Below are 24,535 nucleotides of genomic sequence, written 5' to 3'. Positions count from 1 at the left end.
TCTAATACGTTGATTTGTCTGGAACCTGTCCCATTGTGCTCTTGGGCAAGAACACAATAAGACAGGTTCTGCGTTTAGTTGCCGCGCTCTAAAAGTACCTGGCGCTTAATCCTTTCGTTGCTGTATGCGGCGTAATGAACGTTCGCGACGCGATTGTTCACGGCTGCGGTCCAGCAAGATTTCCTCAATGAAAGCCAGATGTCGGTGCGACGCTTCGCGCGCCTGCTCCGGTTCCCCGGCCATTATCGCCTCGAATACTCGGGTGCGATGGTTGCTTACCAGTGGGAGCATGTCCCGACGGGCATACAACAATTCAAAATTCTGACGAACGTTCTGGGCCAGCATGGGCTCCATGCAGCGTAGCAGATGGAGGAGCACCACATTGTGGGCCGCTTCGGTGACGGCAATTTGATACTGGACGACGGCGCTGGACTCGGCGTCTAAATCGCCGGACTGCTGTGCCCGTTCAATGGCCTGATGCAGTTCGCGGATACGCACGCGATCTTCATCAGTGCTGCGAAGTGCGGCGTAATAGGCCGCAATACCTTCAAGCGCGTGACGGGTCTCAAGCAGGTCAAACTGGGATTCTGGGTGGTCAGAGAGAAGTTCTACCAGCGGATCGCTGAAGCTCTGCCACAGGCTGTTTTGCACAAAGGTTCCGCCGCCCTGGCGACGAAGCAGCAAGCCCTTTGCTTCGAGACGTTGAATCGCCTCACGCAGAGAAGGACGTGAAACGTCGAACTGTTTTGCCAGCTCGCGTTCTGGCGGAAGTTTCTCACCCGGGCGCAGAGTCCCTTCGAGGATTAAAAACTCCAGCTGCTGCTCAATCACATCAGATAGTTTTGGTTGGCGAATTTTGCTGTAGGCCATATTCCCTGTCTTACGCCTTTTTGCCCGGAGTCAATTGGTCTTACCAATTTCTATTTCGTATCGCTAAAGTAACAAAGTATTCACCTTCTGTCCATATTGGTTTTGATTGAAATCAGTAAACGCTGCACATTTTAACAACCTTACAGAAATAACGTTTCAGAAATGTAACTTTGCACAAATGAGTTGATTACTCACAAAGAGGGAGTTTTAACCATATTGAAACGAGGGTTTTTGCAATCTGAAGCGATTCAACAAAGCAAATAATGAAAATTAGCCCACTTATGGCGCATTTCTATTCTATAGGTTGGGGTAAGAAAGGTTCGCGGAGTGATTTACAAATGCTTTCTTTTTATTCAACTCGTCATCAGCCCTCCATAAAGCAGGTGCATTCGCAGGCACTTACCACTATTCTGGCGCTTACGGAAGTCATCTACGATTTTTTCGGTATCATTAACCGTAAAGAAATAAATACAGAAAACGGACATTCATAATTACACACGCCCAGCGTGAACATAACAACCACACACGAGGTTTCAAATGGAAGCTCAACAGCACGGCGATCAGCTAAAGCGCGGCCTAAAAAACCGCCACATTCAGCTCATCGCATTGGGTGGTGCTATCGGTACCGGCCTGTTTCTGGGAAGCGCATCCGTTATCCAGTCTGCCGGCCCTGGCATTATTTTGGGTTACGCTATCGCAGGTTTTATTGCTTTTCTGATCATGCGTCAGTTAGGTGAAATGGTCGTTGAAGAACCCGTTGCCGGTTCTTTCAGTCACTTTGCCTATAAGTACTGGGGGAGCTTCGCGGGCTTCGCCTCTGGCTGGAATTACTGGGTGCTGTACGTACTCGTTGCCATGGCTGAACTTACCGCTGTCGGTAAGTACATTCAATTCTGGTACCCGGAGATCCCAACCTGGGCCTCTGCTGCGGCCTTCTTCGTCATCATTAACGCCATCAACCTGACCAACGTCAAAGTGTTCGGTGAGATGGAGTTCTGGTTCGCCATCATCAAAGTCATCGCCGTTGTGGCCATGATCATCTTCGGTGGCTGGCTGCTGTTCAGCGGTAACGGTGGCCCGCAGGCGACCGTACGTAACCTGTGGGAACAGGGCGGATTCCTGCCACACGGCATGAGCGGCCTGGTAATGATGATGGCAATCATCATGTTCTCCTTCGGAGGGCTGGAGCTGGTGGGCATCACTGCCGCTGAAGCCGACAACCCGGAGCAGAGCATCCCGAAAGCCACTAACCAGGTTATCTACCGTATTCTGATCTTCTATGTGGGTTCACTGGCTGTGCTGCTCTCCCTGCTGCCGTGGACGCGCGTGACCGCGGATACCAGCCCGTTTGTGCTGATCTTCCACGAGCTGGGCGATACCTTCGTGGCAAACGCCCTGAACATCGTGGTGCTGACTGCAGCGCTGTCCGTTTACAACAGCTGCGTATACTGCAACAGCCGTATGCTGTTTGGTCTGGCTCAGCAAGGTAACGCCCCGAAAGCCCTGCTCAACGTCGACAAACGTGGTGTGCCGGTAAACACCATTATCGTATCGGCCATTGTGACGGCGCTGTGTGTACTGATTAACTATCTGGCCCCGGAATCCGCCTTCGGACTGCTGATGGCACTGGTGGTTTCGGCTCTGGTTATCAACTGGGCGATGATCAGCCTGGCGCACATCAAGTTCCGCCGCGCCAAACAGCAGCAAGGTGTGACTACGCGTTTCCCGGCTCTGCTTTATCCGCTGGGTAACTGGGTGTGTCTGCTGTTCATGGCCGCAGTGCTGGTCATCATGCTGATCACCCCGGGAATGGCGATTTCCGTGTACCTGATCCCGGTCTGGATTGCGATCCTCGGCGTGGGTTATCTGGTTAAACAGAAAAACGGCAACGCGGTGAAAGCACACTAATCTGCCCTTCCACTCTGCACGCCTTTTCCGGAGTGCAGAGTGTTGTTACCTTCCTCACAAATTCCCGCCAACAGCAATTTTATCCATATCACCGACGCGATACTGCAACGCAAAAATTCCTTTGCCAGCAAATAATTCTCTCCATACCGCAATCTGGAGAGCAGTTAATGGATAACAGCAAACTGTCAGTAAAAGAAAAGATCGGCTATGGGATGGGAGACGCGGGATGCAACATCATCTTCGGCGCCATCATGTTGTTTGTTAACTATTTCTATACGGATATTTTTGGTCTGGCACCTGCACTGGTCGGCGTATTGCTGTTGTCTGTTCGTGTCATTGATGCCGTAACAGATCCTATTATGGGTGCTATCGCTGACCGTACCCGCAGTAAATATGGGCGGTTTCGTCCATGGCTGCTGTGGATCGCCGTCCCCTATGCACTGTTCAGTATCCTGATGTTCACCACGCCAGAGTGGAGCTATAACAGCAAAGTTATCTATGCCTTTGTCACCTACTTCCTGTTGTCGCTGACCTACACCGCTATCAACATTCCGTACTGCTCGCTGGGTGGCGTGATTACTAACGACCCTAAAGAGCGCGTCGCCTGTCAGTCTTATCGCTTCGTGATGGTCGGTATTGCGACGCTGCTGCTGTCACTCACCTTGCTGCCGATGGCCGACTGGTTTGGTGGGGATAACAAAGCCAAAGGTTACCAGATGGCGATGACCGTACTGGCGCTGATTGGTACCTGTATGTTCCTGTTCTGCTTCGCCACCGTCCGCGAGCGTGTACGCCCGGCGGTACAGACGCATGACGAATTGAAAAACGATCTGAAAGACGTGTGGAAGAACGATCAATGGGTGCGCATTCTGCTGTTAACCCTGTGCAACGTCTGTCCGGGTTTTATCCGCATGGCGGCGACCATGTATTACGTCACCTGGGTTATGGGCCAGAGCACCCACTTCGCCACGCTGTTTATCAGCCTCGGGGTGGTCGGCATGATGCTCGGCAGTATGCTGGCGAAAGTATTAACTGACCGCTGGTGTAAGCTGAAGGTATTCTTCTGGACCAACATCGCGCTGGCAATTTTCTCCTGTGCATTCTATTTCTTCGACCCGAAAGCCACCGTCACCATCGTTGTGCTCTACTTCCTGCTGAATATCCTGCATCAAATCCCGTCGCCGCTGCACTGGTCGCTGATGGCTGATGTCGATGACTATGGCGAGTGGAAGACCGGAAAACGCATCACGGGTATCAGTTTCTCCGGCAACATCTTCTTCCTCAAGCTGGGGCTGGCGGTTGCCGGTGCAATGGTGGGCTTCCTGCTCTCCTGGTACGGTTACGATGCCGGTGCGAAAGCGCAGAGCGCGGACGCCATCAACGGTATTGTGCTGCTGTTCACGGTGATTCCGGGCGTTGGATATCTGATTACCGCGGGAGTGGTGCGTCTGCTGAAAGTGGACCGTGAAACCATGAAGCAGATCCAGTCCGATCTGCAAAAGCGTCGTAACAACTATCGCGAGCTGAACGATTATCCGGAACTCAAAGCCGCCGAGACAAAATAAGGAACGCCGAATGCAAACCTGGCCAAACCCGTTTATTGAGCAACGCGCCGATCCGTACATTTTGTACCACGCGGGGCAATACTATTTTATTGCCTCCGTGCCACAGTATGACAGGCTGGCGATCCGCCGCGCAGATTCGCTGGAAGGGCTGCGCAGCGCCGACGAAGTGGTGGTGTGGCGTAAACCCGACACCGGCCCTATGAGCGAGTTAATATGGGCGCCGGAGCTGCATCATATTGACGGTAAGTGGTACATCTACTTTGCAGCGGCACACACTCAGGCGCTCGACAGGCTCGGCATGTTCCAGCACCGCATGTTTGTGCTGGAATGTACTGACCGCGATCCGCTCGCGGGCACGTGGGAGGAGAAAGGTCAGGTCATCACGCTATTTGACACCTTTGCGCTGGATGCCACCACTTTTATGCACCAGGGGAAACGCTGGTTTCTGTGGGCGCAAAAAGCCCCGGATATCTCCGGTAACTCCAACCTCTATCTGTGTGAAATGGAAAATCCGTGGACGCTAAAAGGCGAGCCGGTGATGCTCAGCAAGCCGGAGTATGACTGGGAGTGCCGTGGATTTTGGGTTAACGAAGGCCCGGCAGTACTGTTTCACGGCGACAAACTCTTCATCAGCTATTCCGCCAGCGCGACCGATGAGAACTACTGCATGGGTCTATTGTGGATCGATATGACCGCCGATCCGCAAAACCCGGCTAACTGGCAGAAATCTCCGCGCCCGGTATTCACCACCAGCGATGAAAATCGCCAGTATGGCCCAGGGCACAACAGTTTTACGCAGACGCCGGATGGGGAAGATGTGCTGGTGTATCATGCACGGAACTACACCGAAATTGAGGGCGATCCGCTTTACGATCCGAACCGTCATACCCGCCTGAAGCTTGTCCGCTGGAAAGAAAACGGGATGCCTGATTTCGGCATCCCGCCTGCGGATACGCTATAGTGTTTATGGCGCGCTGGCCTACACCAGCGTGCCGTAAATGGTCAGCAGCGCCACGACCACCACCACCACAAATGACGTTTTCTTCGCCATCGACACTGCGGCTTTTGGCGTTTCAATCTTATCGGTATGCGGCTCGCGCGCCAGAGAGAACTGCGCCAGACGCGTTAACACCTGGTACTGCGACGTATGGCGATCGGCAAGAGAAGCGAACCACGCAGGCAGCGCTTTTTCACCGTGACCAATCAACGCATACACCACACCCACGAACCGCACCGGGAGCCAGTCAAGCACATGCAAAATGGCATCAATCCCGGACTGCAAGCGCTCATGCGGCGTCAGATAGCGGGCAAGCCAGGTCTGCCAGGCACGAAGAAAAGCATAACCCATCAGCAATACCGGCCCCCACGGGCCCCCCACCACAAACCAGAACAGCGGTGCCAGGTAGTAACGAAAGTTAATCCACAGAAGCGCGTTTTGCAGCTCACGTAAAAACTCACGTTCATCGCAATCCGGTGGCACCCCATGGATCATGGTCAGTTCGCTCGCCATCGCACTACGTGCATGGGCATCATCACGAGATGCCGCTTTAAGATAAGCGTGATAATGCAAACGTACCTTCCCCGCGCCAATGCACAACACACCCAGCAGGATCCACACAACAAGTAGCGGCACGTTGAAAAAGAGTCCGTGCAGCGAGCGCAGCAGCAGAAACGTAATCACCATTACCCCTGCCAGCATCAGCAGCGTGCGCAGCATGGAAAAGTGCTTAATCCGGCGGAAAAGCACCTCCAGCCGGTGATCCAGATGCCAGTGCTCGCCGAGTTTGAACAGGCGTTCGGCGATGATGACCAGCAGCATGGTAAACAACGTCATGTTATCTCCTTATTCTGACGGCGCAGTAAGCATGGCGCGAAACCGGGACCAGTCAAAGGCCGGGCCGGGATCGGTTTTTCTCGCCGGAGCGATATCACTGTGTCCCGTGATATTTTCGGCGATGGCCGGGTAGAGTCCAATAAGCGTTTTGGTGACAGCCACGAGCTGTTGATACTGTGAATCGGTATAGGGCACGGTATCAGTGCCTTCCAGCTCGATTCCTATAGAAAAATCGTTGCATCGTTCGCGCCCCTGGTACATCGACACCCCGGCATGCCAGGCGCGTTTATCAAAGGGAACATACTGAACGACTTCACCATCGCGACGAATCAGACAATGAGCCGACACGCGCAGATGTGCAATCTCAGCAAAGAAAGGATGGGCATCAGGATCTATCGTTCCTGTGAATAATGCATCGATCCACGGACCGCCAAACTCACCCGGCGGGAGACTAATATTATGAACAACCAGCAGTGTGGGCTTTTCATCCTCCGGGCGGCAGTCGTGGTGCGGCGAGGGCACATGCCGCGCATCCACCAGCCATCCGTTTTCTAACAACATGCTGGAACTCCTTATGTATGGTGCTGTTACTCGGTTCAGAGTAGCATGTTTCAATATTATGATTCGTTACCAATTTGGAGTTTTATCATGCCGCCTCGCCGCTACAACCCCGACCACCGACGTGAAGCGCTTCTGGAACGTATTAATATGGATATTCCGGCAAGCGTTGCCCATGCTTTGAAAGAAGATCTGGGCGGTGACATCAATGCCGAAAAGGATATTACTGCCCAATTATTGCCAAAAGAAGCACGTTCGCACGCGGTCATTATCACTCGTGAAGATGGCGTTTTTTGCGGCAAGCGCTGGGTTGAAGAGGTCTTTACCCAACTGGCGGGGGATGATGTGCAGATCACCTGGCATGTTGAAGACGGCGATGCGATTACGGCAAACCAGCCGCTGTTTGAGCTGAATGGTCCTTCACGCGTTTTGCTCACCGGTGAACGAACCGCGCTTAACTTCGTCCAGACCTTATCCGGGGTGGCAAGTGAAGTACGCCGCTACGTTGACCTGCTTGTCGGCACCCGTACGCAGTTACTGGATACCCGCAAAACACTGCCGGGCCTGCGTACGGCGCTGAAATACGCGGTGCTCTGTGGCGGCGGCGCAAACCATCGGCTGGGGTTGTCAGACGCGTTCCTGATTAAAGAGAACCATATTATTGCCTCGGGTTCGGTGCGTCAGGCGGTTGAAAAAGCCTTCTGGCTGCACCCGGATGTCCCTGTCGAAGTGGAAGTCGAAAACCTGGAAGAACTTGTGCAGGCGATAAAAGCCGGAGCCGATATCATCATGCTCGATAACTTCGAAACCGAGCAGATGCGTGAGGCAGTAAAACTGACTAACGGACAGGCTCAGCTTGAGGTATCCGGCAACGTGACGTTCGATACTATCCGCGAATTCGCCGAGACCGGGGTTGATTACATCTCCGTCGGGGCGCTGACCAAACACGTGCGTGCCCTCGACCTCTCGATGCGCTTTAAATAGTGTCTTCTCCCCTCTCCGCCCGGAGAGGGGAATTTCAGCCCCGCTCGCAAATCCGTTGTCCTTCCCTGCAACACCGAATGAATTCTCTGAAGACCCCTTCCCGTTCCCTTTTTTGTCCCTCGTCCCTGCCCTTTTGCGCTGCCAGAGTAGCGCCATTCAACATAAGGAGCAGACATGGACAGACAACAGGGATTCACACTCATTGAGCTGATGGTGGTCATTGGCATTATTGCCATTCTGAGCGCCATCGGCGTACCCGCATACCAGAATTACCTGCGAAAAGCCGCGCTGACCGATATGCTGCAAACATTCGTTCCCTACCGCACCGCCATTGAGCTTTGCGCACTGGACCATGGTGGTTTGGAACGTTGTGACGCGGGCAGTAACGGTATCCCTTCCCCTACCACAACGCGTTACGTCTCAGGAATGAGCGTGGCGAAAGGGATTGTGATCTTAACGGGACAGGAGAGTCTCAACGGGCTGGAGGTGGTCATGACGCCACAGTGGAACGACGGCAACGGCATGACGGGCTGGATGCGTGACTGCAACATCAGTGCTGACAGTACGCTTAAACAAGCTTGTGAAGATGTTTTCCGCTTCGACACTAACTGAGGAGCAGAGAATGAATACGGATCAACTCGTGGCACTCTGTCTGCGCCATCACGCTCTGCTGCTAACCAGCGATAGTGACATGATTAGCATCGCCGTCGTGGGAAACCCTGGCAGTGAGTTAATGGAAGCCCTGCGTTTCGCGACCCAAAAACGGATTGATATCGAATGCTGGAGCACTGAGCGTATGGAAAAACACCGGCAGTTAACGTCACAATCACATCTGCCTGTCGTTTCTCCTTCACATTCAGCAGTAGATATCCTCAACCACACGCTGCAACAGGCGATAAACCAACGCGCATCAGACATTCATATTGAACCGATGGAGCACGCATGTCAGATCCGCTTACGTATTGACGGCGTACTGTGCCCGCAACCTCCGCTTTCTGCAGCACTGGCAACCCAGTTCAGCGCGCGTTTAAAAGTGTTAAGTAACCTGGATATTGCCGAGCGCCGTTTACCGCAGGACGGTCAGTTTACGATTGAGCTGGCAAATGAGCCGATCTCATTTCGAATCGCCACGCTTCCCTGCAGCGGTGGCGAGAAAATTGTGCTGCGCCTGTTGCATCAGGTTCAGCAGGCTCTTGAGCCGAAAGCACTTGGTATGAGTACTGAACAACTGACCTGCTTTAACGACGCTCTTCATCAGCCACAGGGGCTGATTCTGGTCACGGGTCCCACAGGCAGCGGCAAAACGGTGACGCTTTACAGTGCGTTGCAAGCGCGCAACACGCCGGATGTTAACATCTGTAGCGTGGAGGATCCCATTGAGATCCCCCTTGCGGGATTAAACCAGACGCAGATTAATCCCCGCGCGGGCTTAACATTTCAGAGCGTGCTGAGAGCGCTGCTACGTCAGGATCCTGACATCATTATGGTCGGCGAAATTCGTGATGGTGAAACGGCTGAGATTGCCATTAATGCCGCCCAGACCGGGCATCTGGTGTTATCGACGCTGCACACTAACTCAACAACAGAAGCCCTGACTCGCCTGGAGCAAATGGGCGTGGCGCGCTGGATGATATCTTCCGCACTCTCGATGGTGATTGCTCAGCGCCTGGTTCGTCGTCTGTGCCCACATTGTCGCCGGGAAGCCAGCGAGCACGCTGAATTACCTCGCTCAGTCTGGTGCAGACCGCTTCCACGCTGGCAACCCACAGGTTGCGATCGTTGCTATCACGGTTTCTATGGCCGCGTGGCCATTTTTGAAGTTCTTGCGATCGATAGTTTCCTGCGGCAGGCCATTGCCAGCGGCGCAGGAACCGAAGTGATAGAAGCAAGTGCCCGACAGGCAGGAATGCTTTCCCTGTTCGAACACGGCTGTATCGCGGTTGAACAGGGGCTGACCACGCTCGAAGAGTTGCTGCGCGTTCTGGGAATGCCCGATGGTTGCTAATCAACTCTGGCGCTGGCGAGCGCTTTCTATTGAAGGAGAGCCCCGGAGTGGAACACTCTGGGCGACAGACCGTAATGCGGCTTTCACCAGACTGATGCGTAACGAGTTGCATCCGCTGGCAGTGACCCGATGCTCACAGAAATACCGCTGGCGGCCACATCACTGCTACGAGATGTTTCGCCAGCTCGCGACTCTTCTGCAGGCTGGGCTGACATTGTCCCATAGTCTGCAAATGCTGGCGGACCAGCATCCATTAAAGCCCTGGCAGGCACTCCTGCAAAGCATTGCCGATGAACTTGGTGAAGGATGCTCTTTTTCTGAGGCACTAAAGCGATGGCCAGCGGTCTTCAGCCCATTGCATGTCTCGATGGTGAAAACCGGTGAACTAACAGGAAAACTGGAGGAGTGCTGCCGCCGGCTAGCACAGCAACAAAAGTCTCAGCAGTTGCTCAGTGCAAAAGTGAAAAAGGCACTGCGCTATCCGGTGATAATCCTGATGCTGGCTGTAATCGTCGTTCTGGCAATGGTCACTCTGGTCTTACCCGAATTTGCTGCTATCTACAGAACGTTTAATACCCCGCTCCCGAAACTGACACAGATTGTCATGGGGATGGCCGCCTTTATGCAGTCATATTCCCTCGCACTGTTCTCGGGACTGCTTGTACCTGTGGCTGCCGCCTGGATTCTGCGAAATGCCCCTCGCTGGCAACGTATCTTGCTGCATACTCCCGTCATGGGCGCACTGGCAAAAGGCCAAAAACTGGGACAGATCTTTACCGTGCTGTCGCTTACACAACAGGCGGGTATTCCCTTTTTACAGGGGCTGGAGAGCGCGGAGGAAACCGTTGAAAGTTGTTACTGGCGGGGGATACTCCGCTGCGTTCGGGAGGACATTGAAAAAGGTCTCCCCATCTGGTCATCCTTCCAGAAGACGGCAATCTTTACCCCGCTGTGTATTCAGCTTTTACGAACCGGTGAAATGTCAGGTGCGTTGGACGTCATGCTGAAGAACCTTGCCCACCATCACACGGAGCAAACTTTCCAGCAGGCAGATAACCTGGCGGCACTTCTGGAGCCTTTGCTTCTGATTGTGACGGGAGTCATCATCGGCACACTGGTGGTGGCAATGTACCTGCCTATTTTCCATCTGGGGGATGCGATGAGTGCAGGATAATGCTGGCGCACGGGCATGCGCCAGCTGAAGCTATTACAGACTGTTGAACACGCGGTTTTCCTGCTCCTGAACGCGGATAAACGTAGTACGTTTCGTCAGCTCTTTCAGACGGGATGCCCCAACATAGGTGCAGGCTGAGCGTAAGCCGCCAAGGATATCGCGCGCAGTGTTTTCGACCGGGCCACGCAGTGGCAGCTTCACGGTTTTGCCTTCAGCCGCGCGGTATTTTGCTACGCCACCGACGTGACGGGTCATCGCAGATTCAGAGCTCATCCCGTAGAACAGCATAAATTTCTCGCCATTCTCTTCAACCACTGTGCCACCACTCTCTTCGTGGCCTGCCAGCATACCGCCGAGCATCACGAAGTCTGCGCCGCCGCCAAAGGCCTTTGCAACATCACCCGGCATGGTGCAACCGCCGTCGCTGATGATTTGGCCGCCCAGACCATGCGCAGCATCAGCGCACTCAATCACGGCGGAAAGCTGCGGATAACCGACACCGGTTTTAACGCGCGTGGTGCATACGGAACCCGGGCCAATGCCTACTTTCACAATGTCGGCACCGGAAAGGATCAGCTCTTCACACATTTCGCCGGTCACCACGTTACCCGCGATGATGGTTTTGGTCGGCCAGGCTTCGCGAGCCTTGCTGACAAACTGCACGAAGTGCTCGGAATAGCCGTTCGCCACATCAATACAGACGAAGTTTAGTGCTGGATTCGCATTCAGGATCTGTTTGGTCTTCTCAAAATCCGCATCGGATGTACCGGTAGAAACCATGACATGCTTAACCACATCGTCTGAAGCTGACGCAACAAATGCATTCCACTCTTCAGGAGAGTAGTGCTTATGCACAGCGGTGAGGACATCAAATTTTGCCAGCGCCGTTGCCATTTCAAATGTGCCCACAGTGTCCATGTTGGCAGCAATGATTGGCACACCAGACCAGGTCTGACCGGAATGTTTAAAGGTGAATTGACGTTCAAGTTCAACGTCTGAGCGACTTTTCAGTGTAGAGCGTTTAGGGCGGATAAGAACGTCTTTGAAACCTAACTTCAGATCTTCTTCAATACGCATGTGCGGATTCCTGGGGTTAGAGGCAAATATGTTAAAAGCACAACTCCAGTGACGTTATCATACGCACTAATACCTGCTCCGCAAGACTGCGAAATTCTCTTTTTTTACGCTACAATCCTATAAATTTACCTGGTAAAAAGCCGGTAAACGGGGCTAAACAGTTGCTGGGGCACCTAAGAGTTTTAATCAACTGATTTTAATAATGAATAATTCCCAGGATTTGATTTAATGGGGTATATCGTTGCATTAACCGGCGGCATCGGTAGTGGCAAAAGTACCGTTGCGGACGCTTTCTCTCGTCTGGGTATCACGATTATTGATGCCGATATCATTGCCCGCCAGGTGGTAGAGCCTAATACACCCGCGCTAAAGGCCATCGCAGAACATTTTGGTCAGGCAATCATCAATGCCGATGGCACTCTGAATCGCCGTCAGCTTCGCGAATGCATTTTTTCTGATTCTGCGGAAAAAGTCTGGCTTAATGCCTTGCTCCATCCCATTATCCACCAGGAAACCCAGCGTCAGATTGCCGCAGCCAGCTCACCCTATGTATTGTGGGTAGTTCCGTTACTGGTGGAAAATCAGTTGCAGAAAAAAGCCGACCGGGTGCTGGTGATTGATGTCTCTCCCGAAACGCAAATCCAGCGCACCATGATGCGCGACCGCGTCTCGCGTGAACATGCTGAACAAATTCTTGCCGCTCAGGCCACGCGCGATCAGCGCCTTGCCGTGGCGGATGATGTTATTGATAATAACGGCGCACCAGATGCCATTGCATCGGATGTTGCCCGTCTGCACGCGCAGTATCTGACGTTTGCCGCGCAGACCGTTGCACAGGAAAAACCATAATGTCGACTCACATCCTTTTTGAGCATCCGCTCAACGAAAAAATGCGTACCTGGTTACGTATCGAATTTCTCATTCAACAGCTTTCACAGCATCTCCCTGTCAACGATCATGCCACGGCGTTACACTTCTTCCGTAACGTGGGCGATCTACTGGATGTGATTGAACGCGGAGATGTCCGCACAGAATTGCTCAAAGAGCTGGAGCGCCAGCAACGTAAATTGCAGGCCTGGACTGAGGTCCCCGGTGTCGATCAAAGCCGTATCGACGATCTCCGCCAGCAGTTGAAAGCCAGCAGCACCCTTCTGATGGCCGCGCCACGTGTTGGACAATTTTTGCGTGAAGACCGCCTGATTGGCCTGGTCCGCCAGCGTCTGAGTATCCCTGGCGGTTGCTGTAGTTTCGATCTCCCGACGCTTCATATGTGGCTGCATATGCCGCAAGCTCAACGTGATGTACAGGTGAATAGCTGGCTGGCGAGTCTGGAGCCGATGCACCAGACGCTGTCGCTTATCCTCGATCTGATCCGTAACTCAGCCCCATTCCGTAAGCAAACCAGCCTGAACGGTTTCTACCAGGATAACGGTGATGATGCCGATCTTCTACGCCTGAACTTATCGCTTGGCGAACAGCTTTACCCACAAATTTCCGGACATAAAAGTCGTTTCGCCATTCGCTTTATGCCACTGGACAGTGAAAATGGCACCGTGCCAGAACGTCTCGATTTTGAACTGGCCTGTTGTTGAGGAGTACCGATGTCTGACGTAACCACCGTAAACTGCCCGACCTGTGGCAAAACCGTTGTCTGGGGCGAAATGAGCCCATTCCGCCCATTCTGCTGTAAACGCTGTCAGTTGATTGATCTGGGAGAATGGGCAGCGGAGGAGAAACGCATTCCGAGTGAAGGCGATCTCACGGATAGCGATGACTGGAGCGAGAACCAGCAGTAACGTATAAAGCCTGCTGGCGCTTCGCTTAGCAGGCCTACCTGTTTGCCACTAATCGGCGGATCACAGGCTCATTAGCCGGTGGGAATTTTTCGGCATCACTTACCTGAAGTTCAACCCAATTACCCGGTTGTCCCTCTTTCCCCCAGGGGTCACCTTCCCAGCTTTCTACCAGCCAGAACCACAGCGTGATGTGCCTGTCCGGAAACTGGTATTCGAGCTTATCAAACAGCGTTGCGCCAAGTGGAGTAATCCCCACCTCTTCCTGCAGTTCGCGAACCAGCGCCTCTTCCGGCGTTTCACCTGATTCGATTTTCCCCCCCGGAAACTCCCATTTGTTCGCCATATGGGCGTCAGCCGCGCGCTGGGTAATGAAGATATGGTTTTGCGGGTTGCGAATAATCCCGACAGCAATTTGCAGTATTTTCATAGTGTCACTTCCATAAAAAAGGCGCAGATGTCTGCGCCTTTTTGCTTTTTCATGAACTTAGTTCAGACGGCCGTGGCACGCCTTGTATTTTTTACCGGAACCACATGGGCACGGATCGTTACGGCCCACTTTACGATCGCCTGTCTGCGCTGCGATCGCCGCTGCGGCTTCACTGTCATCAGTCTGGTGGCTCAGCTGTTGCATCTGTGCCAGACGCTCAGCTTCTTCGCGACGCTGCTGCTCCATCGCTTCCACTTCCTCCGGCATACGCACCTGAACCTTGCTCAGGGTGCTGATCACTTCATATTTCAGTGACTCCAGCATCGACGCAAACATCGAGAAGGATTCACGCTTATATTCCTGCTTCGGATCTTTCTGCGCATAGCCACGCAGGTGGATACCCTGACGCAGGTAGTCCATCGCCGCCAGGTGCTCTTTCCACAGTGAGTCCAGGGTCTGCAGCATCACACCTTTTTCGAAGTGACGCATCATCTCAGCACCAACGACTTCTTCCTTACGCTTGTAGACATCCAGCGCAGTTTCGTAAATACGTTCGCGCAGCGTCTCTTCATGCAGCTCAGGCTCTTTGTCCAGCCACTCTTTGATTGGCAGATCGAGGTCAAAGTCGTTTTTCAGACGTTCCTGGAGACCTTCGATATCCCACATCTCTTCCAGAGACTGCGGTGGAATATGCGCGTCGATAGTCGCTTTAAATACGTCTTCACGAATGCTGTTAATGGTTTCGCTCACGTCAGACACATCCAGCAGTTCGTTACGCTGGGTGTAGATCGCACGACGCTGATCGTTAGCCACATCATCATATTCCAGCAGCTGCTTACGAATATCAAAGTTGCGGCTTTCCACTTTACGCTGCGCGTTTGCAATCGCTTTAGTGACCCACGGGTGCTCGATGGCTTCGCCTGGTTTCATGCCCAGCTTACGCATCATGCCGGATACACGGTCAGAGGCGAAAATACGCATCAGCGCATCTTCCATAGACAGGTAGAAGCGGGAAGAACCGGCATCACCCTGACGACCCGCACGACCACGCAGCTGGTTATCAATACGACGAGATTCGTGACGCTCGGTACCGATAATGTGCAGACCACCGGACGCCAGAACCGCGTCATGACGAACCTGCCAGTCGGCTTTGATCTGTGCAATCTGTTCTGGCGTTGGGTTTTCCAGTTCAGCCACTTCAGCCTGCCAGCTACCGCCCAGCATAATATCGGTACCACGGCCCGCCATGTTGGTGGCAATGGTCACGGCAGCCGGATAACCCGCCTGCGCAACGATATCTGCTTCTTTGGCGTGGAATTTAGCGTTCAGAACGTTGTGTTTGATACCCGCTTTAGTCAGCTCGTGAGAAACCACTTCGGATTTCTCGATGGAGATGGTCCCTACCAGAACCGGCTGACCATTCGCAGTACGATCGCGAATATCTTCGATGATCGCCTGAATTTTTTCCGCTTCGGTCATGTACACCAGGTCCGGCATATCCTTACGGATCATTGGACGGTTGGTTGGCACCACCACGGTATCCAGCTTATAGATGGAGCTGAATTCAAACGCTTCGGTATCGGCAGTACCGGTCATGCCCGCCAGCTTCTCGTACAGACGGAAGTAGTTCTGGAAGGTGATAGACGCCAGCGTCTGGTTTTCATTCTGAATATCCACACCTTCTTTGGCTTCCACAGCCTGGTGCAGGCCATCAGACCAGCGACGCCCCTGCATGGTACGGCCGGTGTGTTCATCGACGATGATCACTTCGCCGTCTTTTACGATGTAGTCGACGTCGCGGGTAAACAAGGCATGGGCACGCAGGGCTGCGGTCACGTGGTGCATCAGCATGATGTTGCCCGGAGAGTACAGAGACTCTCCCTCTTCCATGATGCCTTCAGCGACCAGCAGTTCTTCAATTTTCACCAGACCACGCTCGGTCAGGTTCACCTGGCGCGCTTTTTCATCAACGGAGAAGTGGCCTTCACCCTGGAAGGTATCGGAGTCTTCTTTCTCCTGACGCAGCAGGTGTGGAATGATTTTGTCGACTTTACGGTACATCTCAGAGCTGTCTTCAGCCGGGCCGGAGATAATCAGCGGAGTACGCGCTTCATCGATCAGGATGGAGTCCACCTCATCCACCAGCGCATAATGCAGCTTACGCTGTACGCGCTCTTCCGGGCTGAACGCCATGTTGTCACGCAGGTAGTCGAAACCGTATTCGTTGTTCGTACCGTAGGTAATATCCGCGTTATACGCTTCACGCTTGGCTGGCGCAGGCAGACCAGACATGTTGATGCCGACAGTCATACCGAGGAATTCGAACAGTGGACGGTTGTTTTCGGCGTCACGCTGTGCCAGATAGTCGTTGACGGTGACGACGTGAACGCCTTTACCGGTCAGCGCGTTCAGGTATGCCGGCAGCGTTGCGGTCAGGGTTTTACCTTCACCGGTACGCATTTCCGCGATGCAGCGTTCGTTGAGCACCATACCACCCAGCAGCTGAACATCGAAGTGACGCATGCCGAACACACGCTTGCTCGCTTCACGGACCACGGCGAAAGCTTCCGGGATCAGGCTTTCTAAGGTTTCACCTTTTTCCAGACGCGCACGGAATTCCGCCGTTTTGGCTTTCAGCTCGTCATCAGAGAGCTTCTCCATCGCCGGTTCCATGCCATTGATGACTGCGACGGCTTTGCGCATACGGCGCAGGGTACGATCGTTACGACTACCGAAAACTTTGGTTAATAATTTGATTAGCATAATAAATTCTCAAACGCCCCATCGTGGGCAGATAAATTAAGGTATTGAAAAAGTTAATTTAACTGAGGCGTTGAGGCCCGGCGCGAATACCGTGAACCTGGCTAATCCATGTTGAAACGGAGAATGAGGCAGGAGGAACGAACACGAATCGCGCCGTCTGACGCACCATGACCGGTGGCTGGCTATCCTGAGTGAGCAGCGCATTAAGCGTATCGAGCAGGGCAAGATGCTGAGCCTGCTCCGGCCGCGCCGTTTCAGCAACAGGCATTGCCTGCGGTGCCATCGCAATTGACAAATGGCGGATAACCGTGCGAATGGCGTGCTGGTGCCAGTAATCTACTGAGAAATTAGGGCGGCGACTGGCTTCAAGCCACGCGAGGTTCGTAAAATTAACCCGCGTATTGAGATCGTGTTTGGTTGTGGAGGTTTTCGGCGGTGTCGCTGCTTCAGCACTGTTACTGAGCGCAGGCAAGCCGAGACTCGCCGCGACCATCCCTAATAAGAGATGCGGCCAGAAGTAACGTCTGCCAAATTGTCGCCAGCGCGTCAGTATTCCGCTCACTTGCTCCACCACATAAGTCAGCCTTTACAAGCTGAAGTCAGTTATTCTTTTAAGCGCCCAGATATTACCACTAAAGCCAATACACAGCAGCAGGAATGACGTACTACTGCGGGGAAAAACGGTCAAGAATGCAGCTAACGCACAGATTTTCAACGTATGGCAACGGATTGAGAGACTGAGGGCAAAAATGAAGATAGGTATAAATAAAAACGACTGGTTCCCCTGGTCGGAGAGAGTACCAGGTTAACCAGTCGATTTTTTACGAAACGGCTTGTACCGTTACGCCAGAACCGTGCTTGGTGCTTTGAACGCCAGAGGCAGCTCTGCTTCGTCTTCGAAGGTCACATATTCCCAGGCTTCCTGTTTTGCCAGGACGGCCTGCAACAGTTTGTTGTTCAGCGCATGACCGGATTTGAACGCGGTAAATGCACCAATGATGTTGTGACCACACATGAACAGGTCGCCAATAGCGTCCAGCATTTTGTGACGAACGAATTCATCTTCGAAACGCAGGCCGTCTTCGTTCAGTACGCGATAATCGTCAACAACGATGGCACAATCGAAGCTGCCGCCCAGGCACAGGCCGCGGGACTGCAGATATTCGATATCACGCATGAAGCCAAATGTACGGGCACGGCTGATCTGGCGCATAAATGCATCAGCAGAGAAGTTCATCGCATAGCGTTGGGTGCTGGAATCAATCGCCGGATGGTTAAAGTCGATGGTAAAGTCCAACGAGAAACCATTGTACGGTTTGAATTCAGCCCACTTGTCGCCATCTTCGACACGAACGGTCTCTTTGATGCGAACAAATTTCTTCGCGCAGTTCAGTTCTTCGATGCCAGCATCCAGCAACAGATAAACGAACGGAGCAGCACTACCATCCATAATCGGGATTTCTGGCGCATCAACTTCAACAATAATGTTGTCGATACCCAGACCCGCCAGGGCTGCGTTCAGGTGCTCTACGGTAGAAATCCGCACGTCATGCTCGTTCACCAGACAAGTACAGAGCATAGTATCACGCACAGATTTGGCATCGGCCGGAAAATCTACCGGTGGATTCAAGTCGGTGCGACGATAGATGACCCCGGTATTGGCCGGCGCAGGGCGTAACGTCAGTGTGACTTTTTTGCCGGTATGTAAACCGACGCCAGTCGCCTGAACGATACGTTTAAGTGTCCTTTGTTTGATCATCGTATAATCTCGCCAAATTAACTATCCAACCGAGAGTGTATATCACTAACGGTGGGCCAGTTTAGCACAAAGAGCGCAAATCCCCAAATTCCAGCCAATTCTTAGTCAGCTTGCTTACGCAGGAATGCCGGGATATCCAGATAATCTGGCTCTTTCGCAGTTTGCGGTGTTGGGTCATTAACCACTTTCGCGGCCGGCTTCTGCTCCTGAGTCAAAGGAGACATACCGTGCTGCTGGTAACGGTCCATTACCGGTTGCTGAGTCTGTTTGTTAGTCACCAGCGTGATTTCAGGACGCTTGTCCATACCGATACCGGTGGCAACCACAGTCACGCGGAGTTCGTCGTTCATTTCTGGATCAAGGGAAGTACCGATTACCACGGTCGCATTGTCAGAGGCGAACGCACGAATGGTGTTACCCACGGTTTCGAACTCATCCAGACGCAGGTCAAAGCCAGCGGTAATGTTGACCAGCACGCCGCGCGCACCAGACAGGTCGATATCTTCCAGCAGTGGAGAAGAGATAGCCATTTCAGCCGCTTCTTCTGCACGGTCTTCACCGCTCGCCACGCCAGAGCCCATCATCGCGTAGCCCATTTCGGACATCACGGTGCGAACGTCTGCAAAGTCAACGTTCATCAGGCCAGGACGGGTGATCAGTTCGGCGATACCCTGAACCGCGCCTTTCAGCACGTCGTTTGCTGCGCCAAAGGCGTCCAGCAGGGAGATACCGCGACCCAGAACTTTCAACAGCTTGTCGTTCGGGATGGTGATCAGAGAGTCCACATGTTTGGACAGCTCGGTGATACCCTGCTCCGCAAAGGCCATGCGCTTCTTGCCTTCAAAGTTGAAAGGCTTAGTCACAACAGCAACGGTCAGGATACCTAAATCTTTCGCAACTTCAGCCACAACAGGTGCAGCACCAGTACCGGTACCGCCGCCCATGCCTGCTGCGATGAAGACCATGTCCGCACCTTCCAGTGCAGCACGCAGGGCTTCACGATCTTCTTCAGCCGCATTGCGACCGACTTCCGGGTTAGCCCCAGCGCCCAGCCCTTTGGTGATACCACCGCCGATCTGGATTGTCTGGCCAACAGCCGTTTTACGCAGTGCCTGGGCATCGGTGTTAACTGCGAAGAATTCAACACCCTCAATGCGTTCACGCACCATATGCTCTACGGCGTTACCGCCGCCGCCACCGACGCCGATGACTTTAATCACCGCGTCGTTGGTCAGTTCCATAGGTTCAAACATAATTTCTCTCTCCGTTGTGCCTGTCGCCCGAGACCGCTAATTCTCTCCGGTCTCTTAAAAAAATTAAAACTCTTTTCGCAACCAGTTGTTCAGTCGTTTGACCCACGACCCCACTGAGACGCGTTTTTCCACTTCTGCTTCGCCACTGAGATGAGATTCTTTCCCATAGTGAAGCAGGCCCACAGCCGTTGAATAATAAGGCTCCTGAGCATAATCCGTTAAACCGGTGATATTCAGTGGCGCACCAATACGCACCTGCGTATGGAACACGCGCTGAGCACAGGCTGCAAGACCTTCAATTTGCGCTGCACCGCCGGTTAATACAATCCCCGCCGCGAGATGATGCTTAACACCCTGCTGACGAAGCTGTTCCTGTAACTGTAAAATCTCTTCGTTGACGAGATTGAGCAGCTCGGTATAGCGCGGCTCGATCACCTCTGCCAGCGTCTGGCGTTGCAGACTGCGCGGTGGACGACCACCTACGCTTGGCACTTCAACGCTCTCATCTTTACCAACGATAGACCCCAGCGCACAACCATGGCGCACTTTAATCGCTTCTGCATCGCTCGGTGGCGTACCAAAAGCGTAAGCAATATCGCTGGTCACAACATTCCCTGCGTAAGGGATCACTTTGGTGTGGCGCAGAGCACCGCCGGTATATACGGCCATGTCCATTGTACCACCACCAATATCGACCACACAGACGCCCAGTTCACGTTCATCTTCGGTCAGCACGGAATAACTTGCCGCCAGACCGGCGAAAATAAGTTGGTCAACTTTCAGGCCACAACGTTCAACAGCTTTTACAATGTTCTTCGCCATATCGTTGTGACATGTGATCAGGTGCACTTTTGCCTGCATACGCACGCCAGAAAGACCTACCGGGTTCTTGATACCCTCCTGGTAGTCGATGGCATATTCCTGCGGGATCACATGCAGTACGCGATGCTCATCGCGGACACGCACGGATTTCGCCGTATGCACAACGTTTTCAACGTCTTCCTGTGTTACTTCTTCTTCAGAAATCGGAACCATACCGATTTCGTTCTGGCAGCTAATATGCTTACCAGAAAGGGCCAGATAGACAGAAGAAATCTGGCAATCTGCCATCAATTCAGCCTGATCGATGGCGCGCTGTACGCATTTCACCACCGATTCAAGATCGTTTACCCCACCTTTATCCATACCACGGGACGGGCAACTGCCCACGCCAATGATATTGACCATACCGTCGGGCAGAACTTCCCCTACTAAAGCGGCAACCTTCGCGGTGCCAATCTCCAGTCCAACTACCAGTTTTCTGTCCGTCGCCTTGATCATTGTTGTTCTGCCTGTACCTGTGCCTGATTCTGTTGCTGATTAGGTTCCTCGACCGGAGCCGGTACCCAACCGACTGCTGCGCCTGAGTCATAGCGCAAATCAACGTAGCTTATCCGTTTGCCGTCAGTCTGTGCCTGCTGCTGTAAAACCGGGTAAAGTTCTACAAAACGCGCCAGACGCTTCATTGTGTCGCCGCGACCCAGGTTAAGCTTTATGCCGTTCGTTAACGTCAACTGCCAGGAGCGGCGTGCCGTCATGGCAGCATCTTTTAACGTGAACCTGTCTTTTGCCAGCACCTGTCCCATTTCGCGAAAACCCTGTAACACTTCATTTTCGCTACCTTCAGGGCCATACAACATCGGTAGATTTTGCTTGTTGACACGATCGGTCGGGACGCTGAAGGAATTTCCGTCTACGTCAACCATGTGCTGATCATTCCAACGCGCAATGGGCACATATTCAACCAGATGAATCTTCAATTCATCAGGCCATTGCTTTCTTACACTCGCCTGTTTTATCCACGGCAGACGTTCAATCTGGCTCTGGATAATATTGACGTCCTGAGTCATAAAGGTGCCAGGCGATCCCAGCGCCAGAATTGACTGGCGAATATCATCGTTTCGCGTGTAGTGACGTTCACCGGTGACCACCAGCTTAGAAAGCGGTAACCGTTGGGCGTCTTCCATCCAGCCCAGGACCATCCAGCCGCTGATAAACACGGTGCACAGCACCCCGAGCAGGAAAATAATCCCTGCAAGACGCGTTCCATTACTCCGGCGTGAAGAAGTGTATTCTTCTTCGTCATCGCGGTTGCGTGTGTTCAATGCAGCCTGAGACATATCAGCCCGCCTGGTCCAGAATACGTACGACTAACTGCGAGAAACTCATTCCCGCCTGACGCGCAGCCATCGGCACAAGGCTGTGGCTGGTCATGCCTGGCGAAGTATTGGCTTCCAGCAGGTAAAATTGGCCATCACTGTCGAGCATGACATCAATGCGTCCCCAGCCGCGGCATCCTAGAACATTCCAGGCTTTAAGCACCAGGGACTGTAAATCTGCTTCACGTTCTGCTTCAAGACCACTTGGGCAGAAATATTGCGTCTCATCAGAGAGATACTTCGCCTCATAATCATAGAAGACTCCAGCGGGTTGGATACGAATTGACGGTAAAATTTCTTCGCCAAGCATCGCAACGGTAAATTCCGGTCCGCTGAGCCATTTCTCAATCAGAACTTCTTCATCATGTTGAAATGCCAGTTCTAAAGCGGCTGATAAATCTTCAGCTTTATCAACTTTGGACATCCCAACACTTGAACCTTCCCGACTCGGCTTAACAATAACCGGTAAGCCCAGTTCAGCAATGCGTGTATTAACGCTATCCGACAGGCCCAATTCAAATTCGCGACGCGTCAGTGCAACCCATGGCGCGACAGGCAAGCCTGCCCCCTGCCACAGCAATTTGCTGCGCAGTTTATCCATAGAGATTGCGGAAGCCATCACGCCGCTGCCGGTGTACGGCATGCCGATTAAATCCAGCAACCCTTGCAGGGTACCGTCTTCGCCACCACGACCGTGCAGCGCGATAAAGACCTTATCGAAACCCATCGCTTTCAGTTGCGTCACATCCGTCTCTTTCGGATCGACCGGATGGGCATTGACGCCACCTTCACGCAGACCCGCCAGCACCGCCGCACCGGAATTCAGGGAAACCTCGCGCTCTGCGGAGGTACCACCAGACAGGACAGCAATCTTATCAGCCATGATGCTCATCCTCCTGGGTTTGCGGCTTCAGTTTGATTTCGGCTAAGGTACGGGCGATTTTGCCGATATTTCCGGCACCCTGAATCAGAATTAAATCGTTACCTGTCAGTACCGGTGCCAGAATTTCTGCCACCTGCGCCGGGTCAGAAACCAGAATAGGGTCCACTTTCCCGCGGCCACGAATGGTGCGACATAATGAACGGCTGTCAGCACCTGGAATCGCGGTTTCGCCTGCAGAATAAACATCCAGCATTAACAGGGTATCGACCTGTGAAAGCACGCTGGCGAAGTCATCATACAGATCGCGGGTACGCGTGAAGCGGTGCGGCTGGAAGATCATGACCAGATTCTTGTCAGGCCAGCCAGCGCGCGCGGCTTTGATGGTCGCGTCCACTTCGGTCGGATGGTGGCCGTAATCGTCCACCAGCATCGCGGTACCGGCTTTACCATTCACGGCGTCCAGCGGGAATTCACCGAGGAAGTCGAAACGACGGCCAGTCCCCTGGAAGCTCTCCAGCGCCCTCAGAATCGCCTCATCATCAATACCTTCTTCCGTTGCAACAGCAACGGCCGCTGCCGCATTCAGGGCGTTATGACGGCCTGGCGCATTCAGCGTCACGTGCAGCAGTTCTTTGTCCTGACGCGCGAGGGTGAAATGCCCCTGCGCACCAATCTGTTTGTATTCTTCCACACGGACATCAGCATCTTCGCTGAAACCATAAGTGGTGATTTGACGCCCGACACGCGGCAGCAGCTCGCGGATCACGGGATCGTCCACGCACATCACCGCGCGTCCATAGAACGGCAGGTTATGCAGGAAGTTGATGAAAGTCTGTTTTAAGTTCTCGAAGTCACCCTGGTAGGTATCCATATGGTCAGCTTCGATGTTAGTGACAATCGCCACCATCGGCTGCAGGTGCAGGAACGACGCGTCGCTCTCATCTGCTTCCGCAATCAAATAACGACTGTGTCCCAGACGCGCATGTACGCCTGCGGCTTTGACCAGACCACCATTGACGAACGTCGGGTCGAGACCCGCTTCCGCATAAATACTGGAGACCATCGCCGTGGTCGTGGTTTTACCGTGGGTACCGGCAATGGCGATACCGTGGCGAAAACGCATCAATTCCGCCAGCATTTCTGCACGGCGGATCACCGGAATTCGCGCTTCATGGGCGGCAACAATTTCCGGGTTGTCAGAGGAGATGGCGCTCGATACCACCACCACGCTCGCATCGCGCACGTTTTCCGGGCGATGGTTGAAATAGATAGTCGCCCCAAGCGACGCCAGTTGCTGCGTAACAGGGTTTGGCGCGAGGTCAGACCCGCTGATCTGATAACCTTCGTTAGCTAACACTTCGGCAATACCGCCCATGCCAGCACCACCGATGCCAACAAAGTGAATGTGCCGGACGCGACGCATCTCGGGCACGATTGAACGCAGTTTTGCCAGTTGTTGTGTATTCATTCTCTAAACGCCA

24 protein-coding genes are annotated in these 24,535 nt (G+C 53.2%); 11 read left to right on the top strand and 13 right to left on the bottom strand.

Annotated elements, in window-relative coordinates:
* Positions 1 to 105: 105 nt before the first annotated feature.
* Positions 106 to 870: a pyruvate dehydrogenase complex transcriptional repressor PdhR gene (pdhR, locus tag ACLHV9_RS03885; protein ID WP_008501960.1), complete on the bottom strand. Its 765-nt coding sequence runs from the start codon at positions 868 to 870 to the stop codon at positions 106 to 108.
* A 263-nt stretch (positions 871 to 1,133) separates the two neighbouring features.
* Between pdhR and ACLHV9_RS03880 the strand changes: the two genes are divergently transcribed.
* From ACLHV9_RS03880 to ACLHV9_RS03865, 4 genes are all read left to right on the top strand, one after another.
* Positions 1,134 to 1,361, top strand: coding sequence for a hypothetical protein (locus ACLHV9_RS03880; protein ID WP_407220178.1), 228 nt, complete (start codon positions 1,134 to 1,136; stop codon positions 1,359 to 1,361).
* A gap of 46 nt (positions 1,362 to 1,407) precedes the next feature.
* Positions 1,408 to 2,778: an aromatic amino acid transporter AroP gene (gene aroP, locus ACLHV9_RS03875; RefSeq protein WP_028016703.1), complete on the top strand. Its 1,371-nt coding sequence runs from the start codon at positions 1,408 to 1,410 to the stop codon at positions 2,776 to 2,778.
* Between the two features lie 167 nt (positions 2,779 to 2,945).
* Complete coding sequence (locus tag ACLHV9_RS03870; protein ID WP_028016702.1) at positions 2,946 to 4,343, top strand: glycoside-pentoside-hexuronide (GPH):cation symporter; 1,398 nt, start codon at positions 2,946 to 2,948, stop codon at positions 4,341 to 4,343.
* A gap of 10 nt (positions 4,344 to 4,353) precedes the next feature.
* The gene (locus ACLHV9_RS03865) at positions 4,354 to 5,304 is read left to right on the top strand and encodes a family 43 glycosylhydrolase (protein ID WP_108089573.1); all 951 of its coding nucleotides are present in this window, start codon (positions 4,354 to 4,356) and stop codon (positions 5,302 to 5,304) included.
* A gap of 18 nt (positions 5,305 to 5,322) precedes the next feature.
* Here ACLHV9_RS03865 and ampE read toward each other — a convergent pair whose 3' ends face one another.
* Positions 5,323 to 6,177: a beta-lactamase regulator AmpE gene (gene ampE / locus ACLHV9_RS03860; RefSeq protein WP_028016700.1), complete on the bottom strand. Its 855-nt coding sequence runs from the start codon at positions 6,175 to 6,177 to the stop codon at positions 5,323 to 5,325.
* A 9-nt stretch (positions 6,178 to 6,186) separates the two neighbouring features.
* Entirely contained in the window at positions 6,187 to 6,738 is a 552-nt protein-coding gene (gene ampD, locus ACLHV9_RS03855) for a 1,6-anhydro-N-acetylmuramyl-L-alanine amidase AmpD (protein ID WP_028016699.1), read from the bottom strand.
* A gap of 87 nt (positions 6,739 to 6,825) precedes the next feature.
* Between ampD and nadC the strand changes: the two genes are divergently transcribed.
* From nadC to hofC, 4 genes are all read left to right on the top strand, one after another.
* The gene (nadC, locus tag ACLHV9_RS03850) at positions 6,826 to 7,719 is read left to right on the top strand and encodes a carboxylating nicotinate-nucleotide diphosphorylase (protein ID WP_028016698.1); all 894 of its coding nucleotides are present in this window, start codon (positions 6,826 to 6,828) and stop codon (positions 7,717 to 7,719) included.
* A 174-nt stretch (positions 7,720 to 7,893) separates the two neighbouring features.
* Entirely contained in the window at positions 7,894 to 8,331 is a 438-nt protein-coding gene (gene ppdD / locus ACLHV9_RS03845) for a prepilin peptidase-dependent pilin (protein ID WP_028016697.1), read from the top strand.
* A gap of 10 nt (positions 8,332 to 8,341) precedes the next feature.
* Positions 8,342 to 9,724 carry a type II secretion system protein GspE gene (gene gspE, locus ACLHV9_RS03840; protein WP_049005277.1) on the top strand — a complete coding sequence of 461 codons (1,383 nt, stop codon included), beginning with the start codon at positions 8,342 to 8,344 and terminating at the stop codon, positions 9,722 to 9,724.
* Positions 9,714 to 10,898, top strand: a complete 1,185-nt coding sequence (gene hofC, locus ACLHV9_RS03835) for a protein transport protein HofC (RefSeq protein ID WP_108089572.1) — start codon at positions 9,714 to 9,716, stop codon at positions 10,896 to 10,898. Before gspE ends, hofC begins: the two co-directional genes overlap by 11 nt.
* Positions 10,899 to 10,931: 33 nt before the next feature.
* On the opposite strand, the gene ACLHV9_RS03830 is transcribed toward hofC, so the two are convergent.
* Entirely contained in the window at positions 10,932 to 11,975 is a 1,044-nt protein-coding gene (locus ACLHV9_RS03830) for a GMP reductase (protein WP_049005275.1), read from the bottom strand.
* A gap of 228 nt (positions 11,976 to 12,203) precedes the next feature.
* Here ACLHV9_RS03830 and coaE point away from each other — a divergent pair, with 228 nt between their 5' ends.
* Genes coaE through yacG form a run of 3 tightly spaced genes read left to right on the top strand, consistent with a single transcriptional unit; the run spans position 12,204 to position 13,771 of the window.
* Entirely contained in the window at positions 12,204 to 12,824 is a 621-nt protein-coding gene (coaE, locus tag ACLHV9_RS03825) for a dephospho-CoA kinase (RefSeq protein ID WP_028016693.1), read from the top strand.
* Positions 12,824 to 13,567, top strand: coding sequence for a cell division protein ZapD (gene zapD / locus ACLHV9_RS03820; protein WP_108089571.1), 744 nt, complete (start codon positions 12,824 to 12,826; stop codon positions 13,565 to 13,567). The genes coaE and zapD overlap by 1 nt, the downstream gene beginning before the upstream one ends.
* 9 nt (positions 13,568 to 13,576) lie before the next feature.
* Positions 13,577 to 13,771, top strand: coding sequence for a DNA gyrase inhibitor YacG (gene yacG, locus ACLHV9_RS03815; RefSeq protein ID WP_028016691.1), 195 nt, complete (start codon positions 13,577 to 13,579; stop codon positions 13,769 to 13,771).
* Between the two features lie 34 nt (positions 13,772 to 13,805).
* Here yacG and mutT read toward each other — a convergent pair whose 3' ends face one another.
* The 9 genes from mutT to murC all read right to left on the bottom strand — a co-directional run bounded on the left by mutT (position 13,806) and on the right by murC (position 24,522).
* Positions 13,806 to 14,198, bottom strand: a complete 393-nt coding sequence (gene mutT / locus ACLHV9_RS03810; protein WP_108089570.1) for an 8-oxo-dGTP diphosphatase MutT — start codon at positions 14,196 to 14,198, stop codon at positions 13,806 to 13,808.
* A gap of 57 nt (positions 14,199 to 14,255) precedes the next feature.
* The gene (gene secA, locus ACLHV9_RS03805) at positions 14,256 to 16,961 is read right to left on the bottom strand and encodes a preprotein translocase subunit SecA (protein WP_108089569.1); all 2,706 of its coding nucleotides are present in this window, start codon (positions 16,959 to 16,961) and stop codon (positions 14,256 to 14,258) included.
* Positions 16,962 to 17,019: 58 nt separating this feature from the next.
* Positions 17,020 to 17,523: a secA translation cis-regulator SecM gene (secM, locus tag ACLHV9_RS03800; RefSeq protein WP_407220177.1), complete on the bottom strand. Its 504-nt coding sequence runs from the start codon at positions 17,521 to 17,523 to the stop codon at positions 17,020 to 17,022.
* A gap of 279 nt (positions 17,524 to 17,802) precedes the next feature.
* A complete protein-coding gene (lpxC, locus tag ACLHV9_RS03795) occupies positions 17,803 to 18,720 on the bottom strand; it encodes a UDP-3-O-acyl-N-acetylglucosamine deacetylase (RefSeq protein WP_028016687.1) in 918 nt (305 codons plus the stop codon).
* A 101-nt stretch (positions 18,721 to 18,821) separates the two neighbouring features.
* On the bottom strand, positions 18,822 to 19,973 hold the full coding sequence (gene ftsZ / locus ACLHV9_RS03790; protein ID WP_008501978.1) for a cell division protein FtsZ: 1,152 nt from the start codon (positions 19,971 to 19,973) through the stop codon (positions 18,822 to 18,824).
* Positions 19,974 to 20,036: 63 nt separating this feature from the next.
* A complete protein-coding gene (gene ftsA, locus ACLHV9_RS03785; RefSeq protein ID WP_006173845.1) occupies positions 20,037 to 21,293 on the bottom strand; it encodes a cell division protein FtsA in 1,257 nt (418 codons plus the stop codon).
* Positions 21,290 to 22,132 carry a cell division protein FtsQ gene (gene ftsQ, locus ACLHV9_RS03780; RefSeq protein ID WP_008501979.1) on the bottom strand — a complete coding sequence of 281 codons (843 nt, stop codon included), beginning with the start codon at positions 22,130 to 22,132 and terminating at the stop codon, positions 21,290 to 21,292. Before ftsQ ends, ftsA begins: the two co-directional genes overlap by 4 nt.
* 1 nt (position 22,133) lies before the next feature.
* Complete coding sequence (locus ACLHV9_RS03775) at positions 22,134 to 23,054, bottom strand: D-alanine--D-alanine ligase (RefSeq protein ID WP_134708294.1); 921 nt, start codon at positions 23,052 to 23,054, stop codon at positions 22,134 to 22,136.
* Positions 23,047 to 24,522, bottom strand: a complete 1,476-nt coding sequence (gene murC / locus ACLHV9_RS03770) for a UDP-N-acetylmuramate--L-alanine ligase (RefSeq protein WP_028016685.1) — start codon at positions 24,520 to 24,522, stop codon at positions 23,047 to 23,049. The genes ACLHV9_RS03775 and murC overlap by 8 nt, the downstream gene beginning before the upstream one ends.
* Positions 24,523 to 24,535: the final 13 nt, after the last annotated feature.

Source organism: Enterobacter sp. CPE_E890 (assembly GCF_046521475.1).
GTDB classification, from domain to species: domain Bacteria; phylum Pseudomonadota; class Gammaproteobacteria; order Enterobacterales; family Enterobacteriaceae; genus Enterobacter; species Enterobacter adelaidei.
The sequence above is the reverse complement of the archived record's forward strand: the minus strand, read 5'-3'. Positions and strand labels throughout refer to the sequence as shown.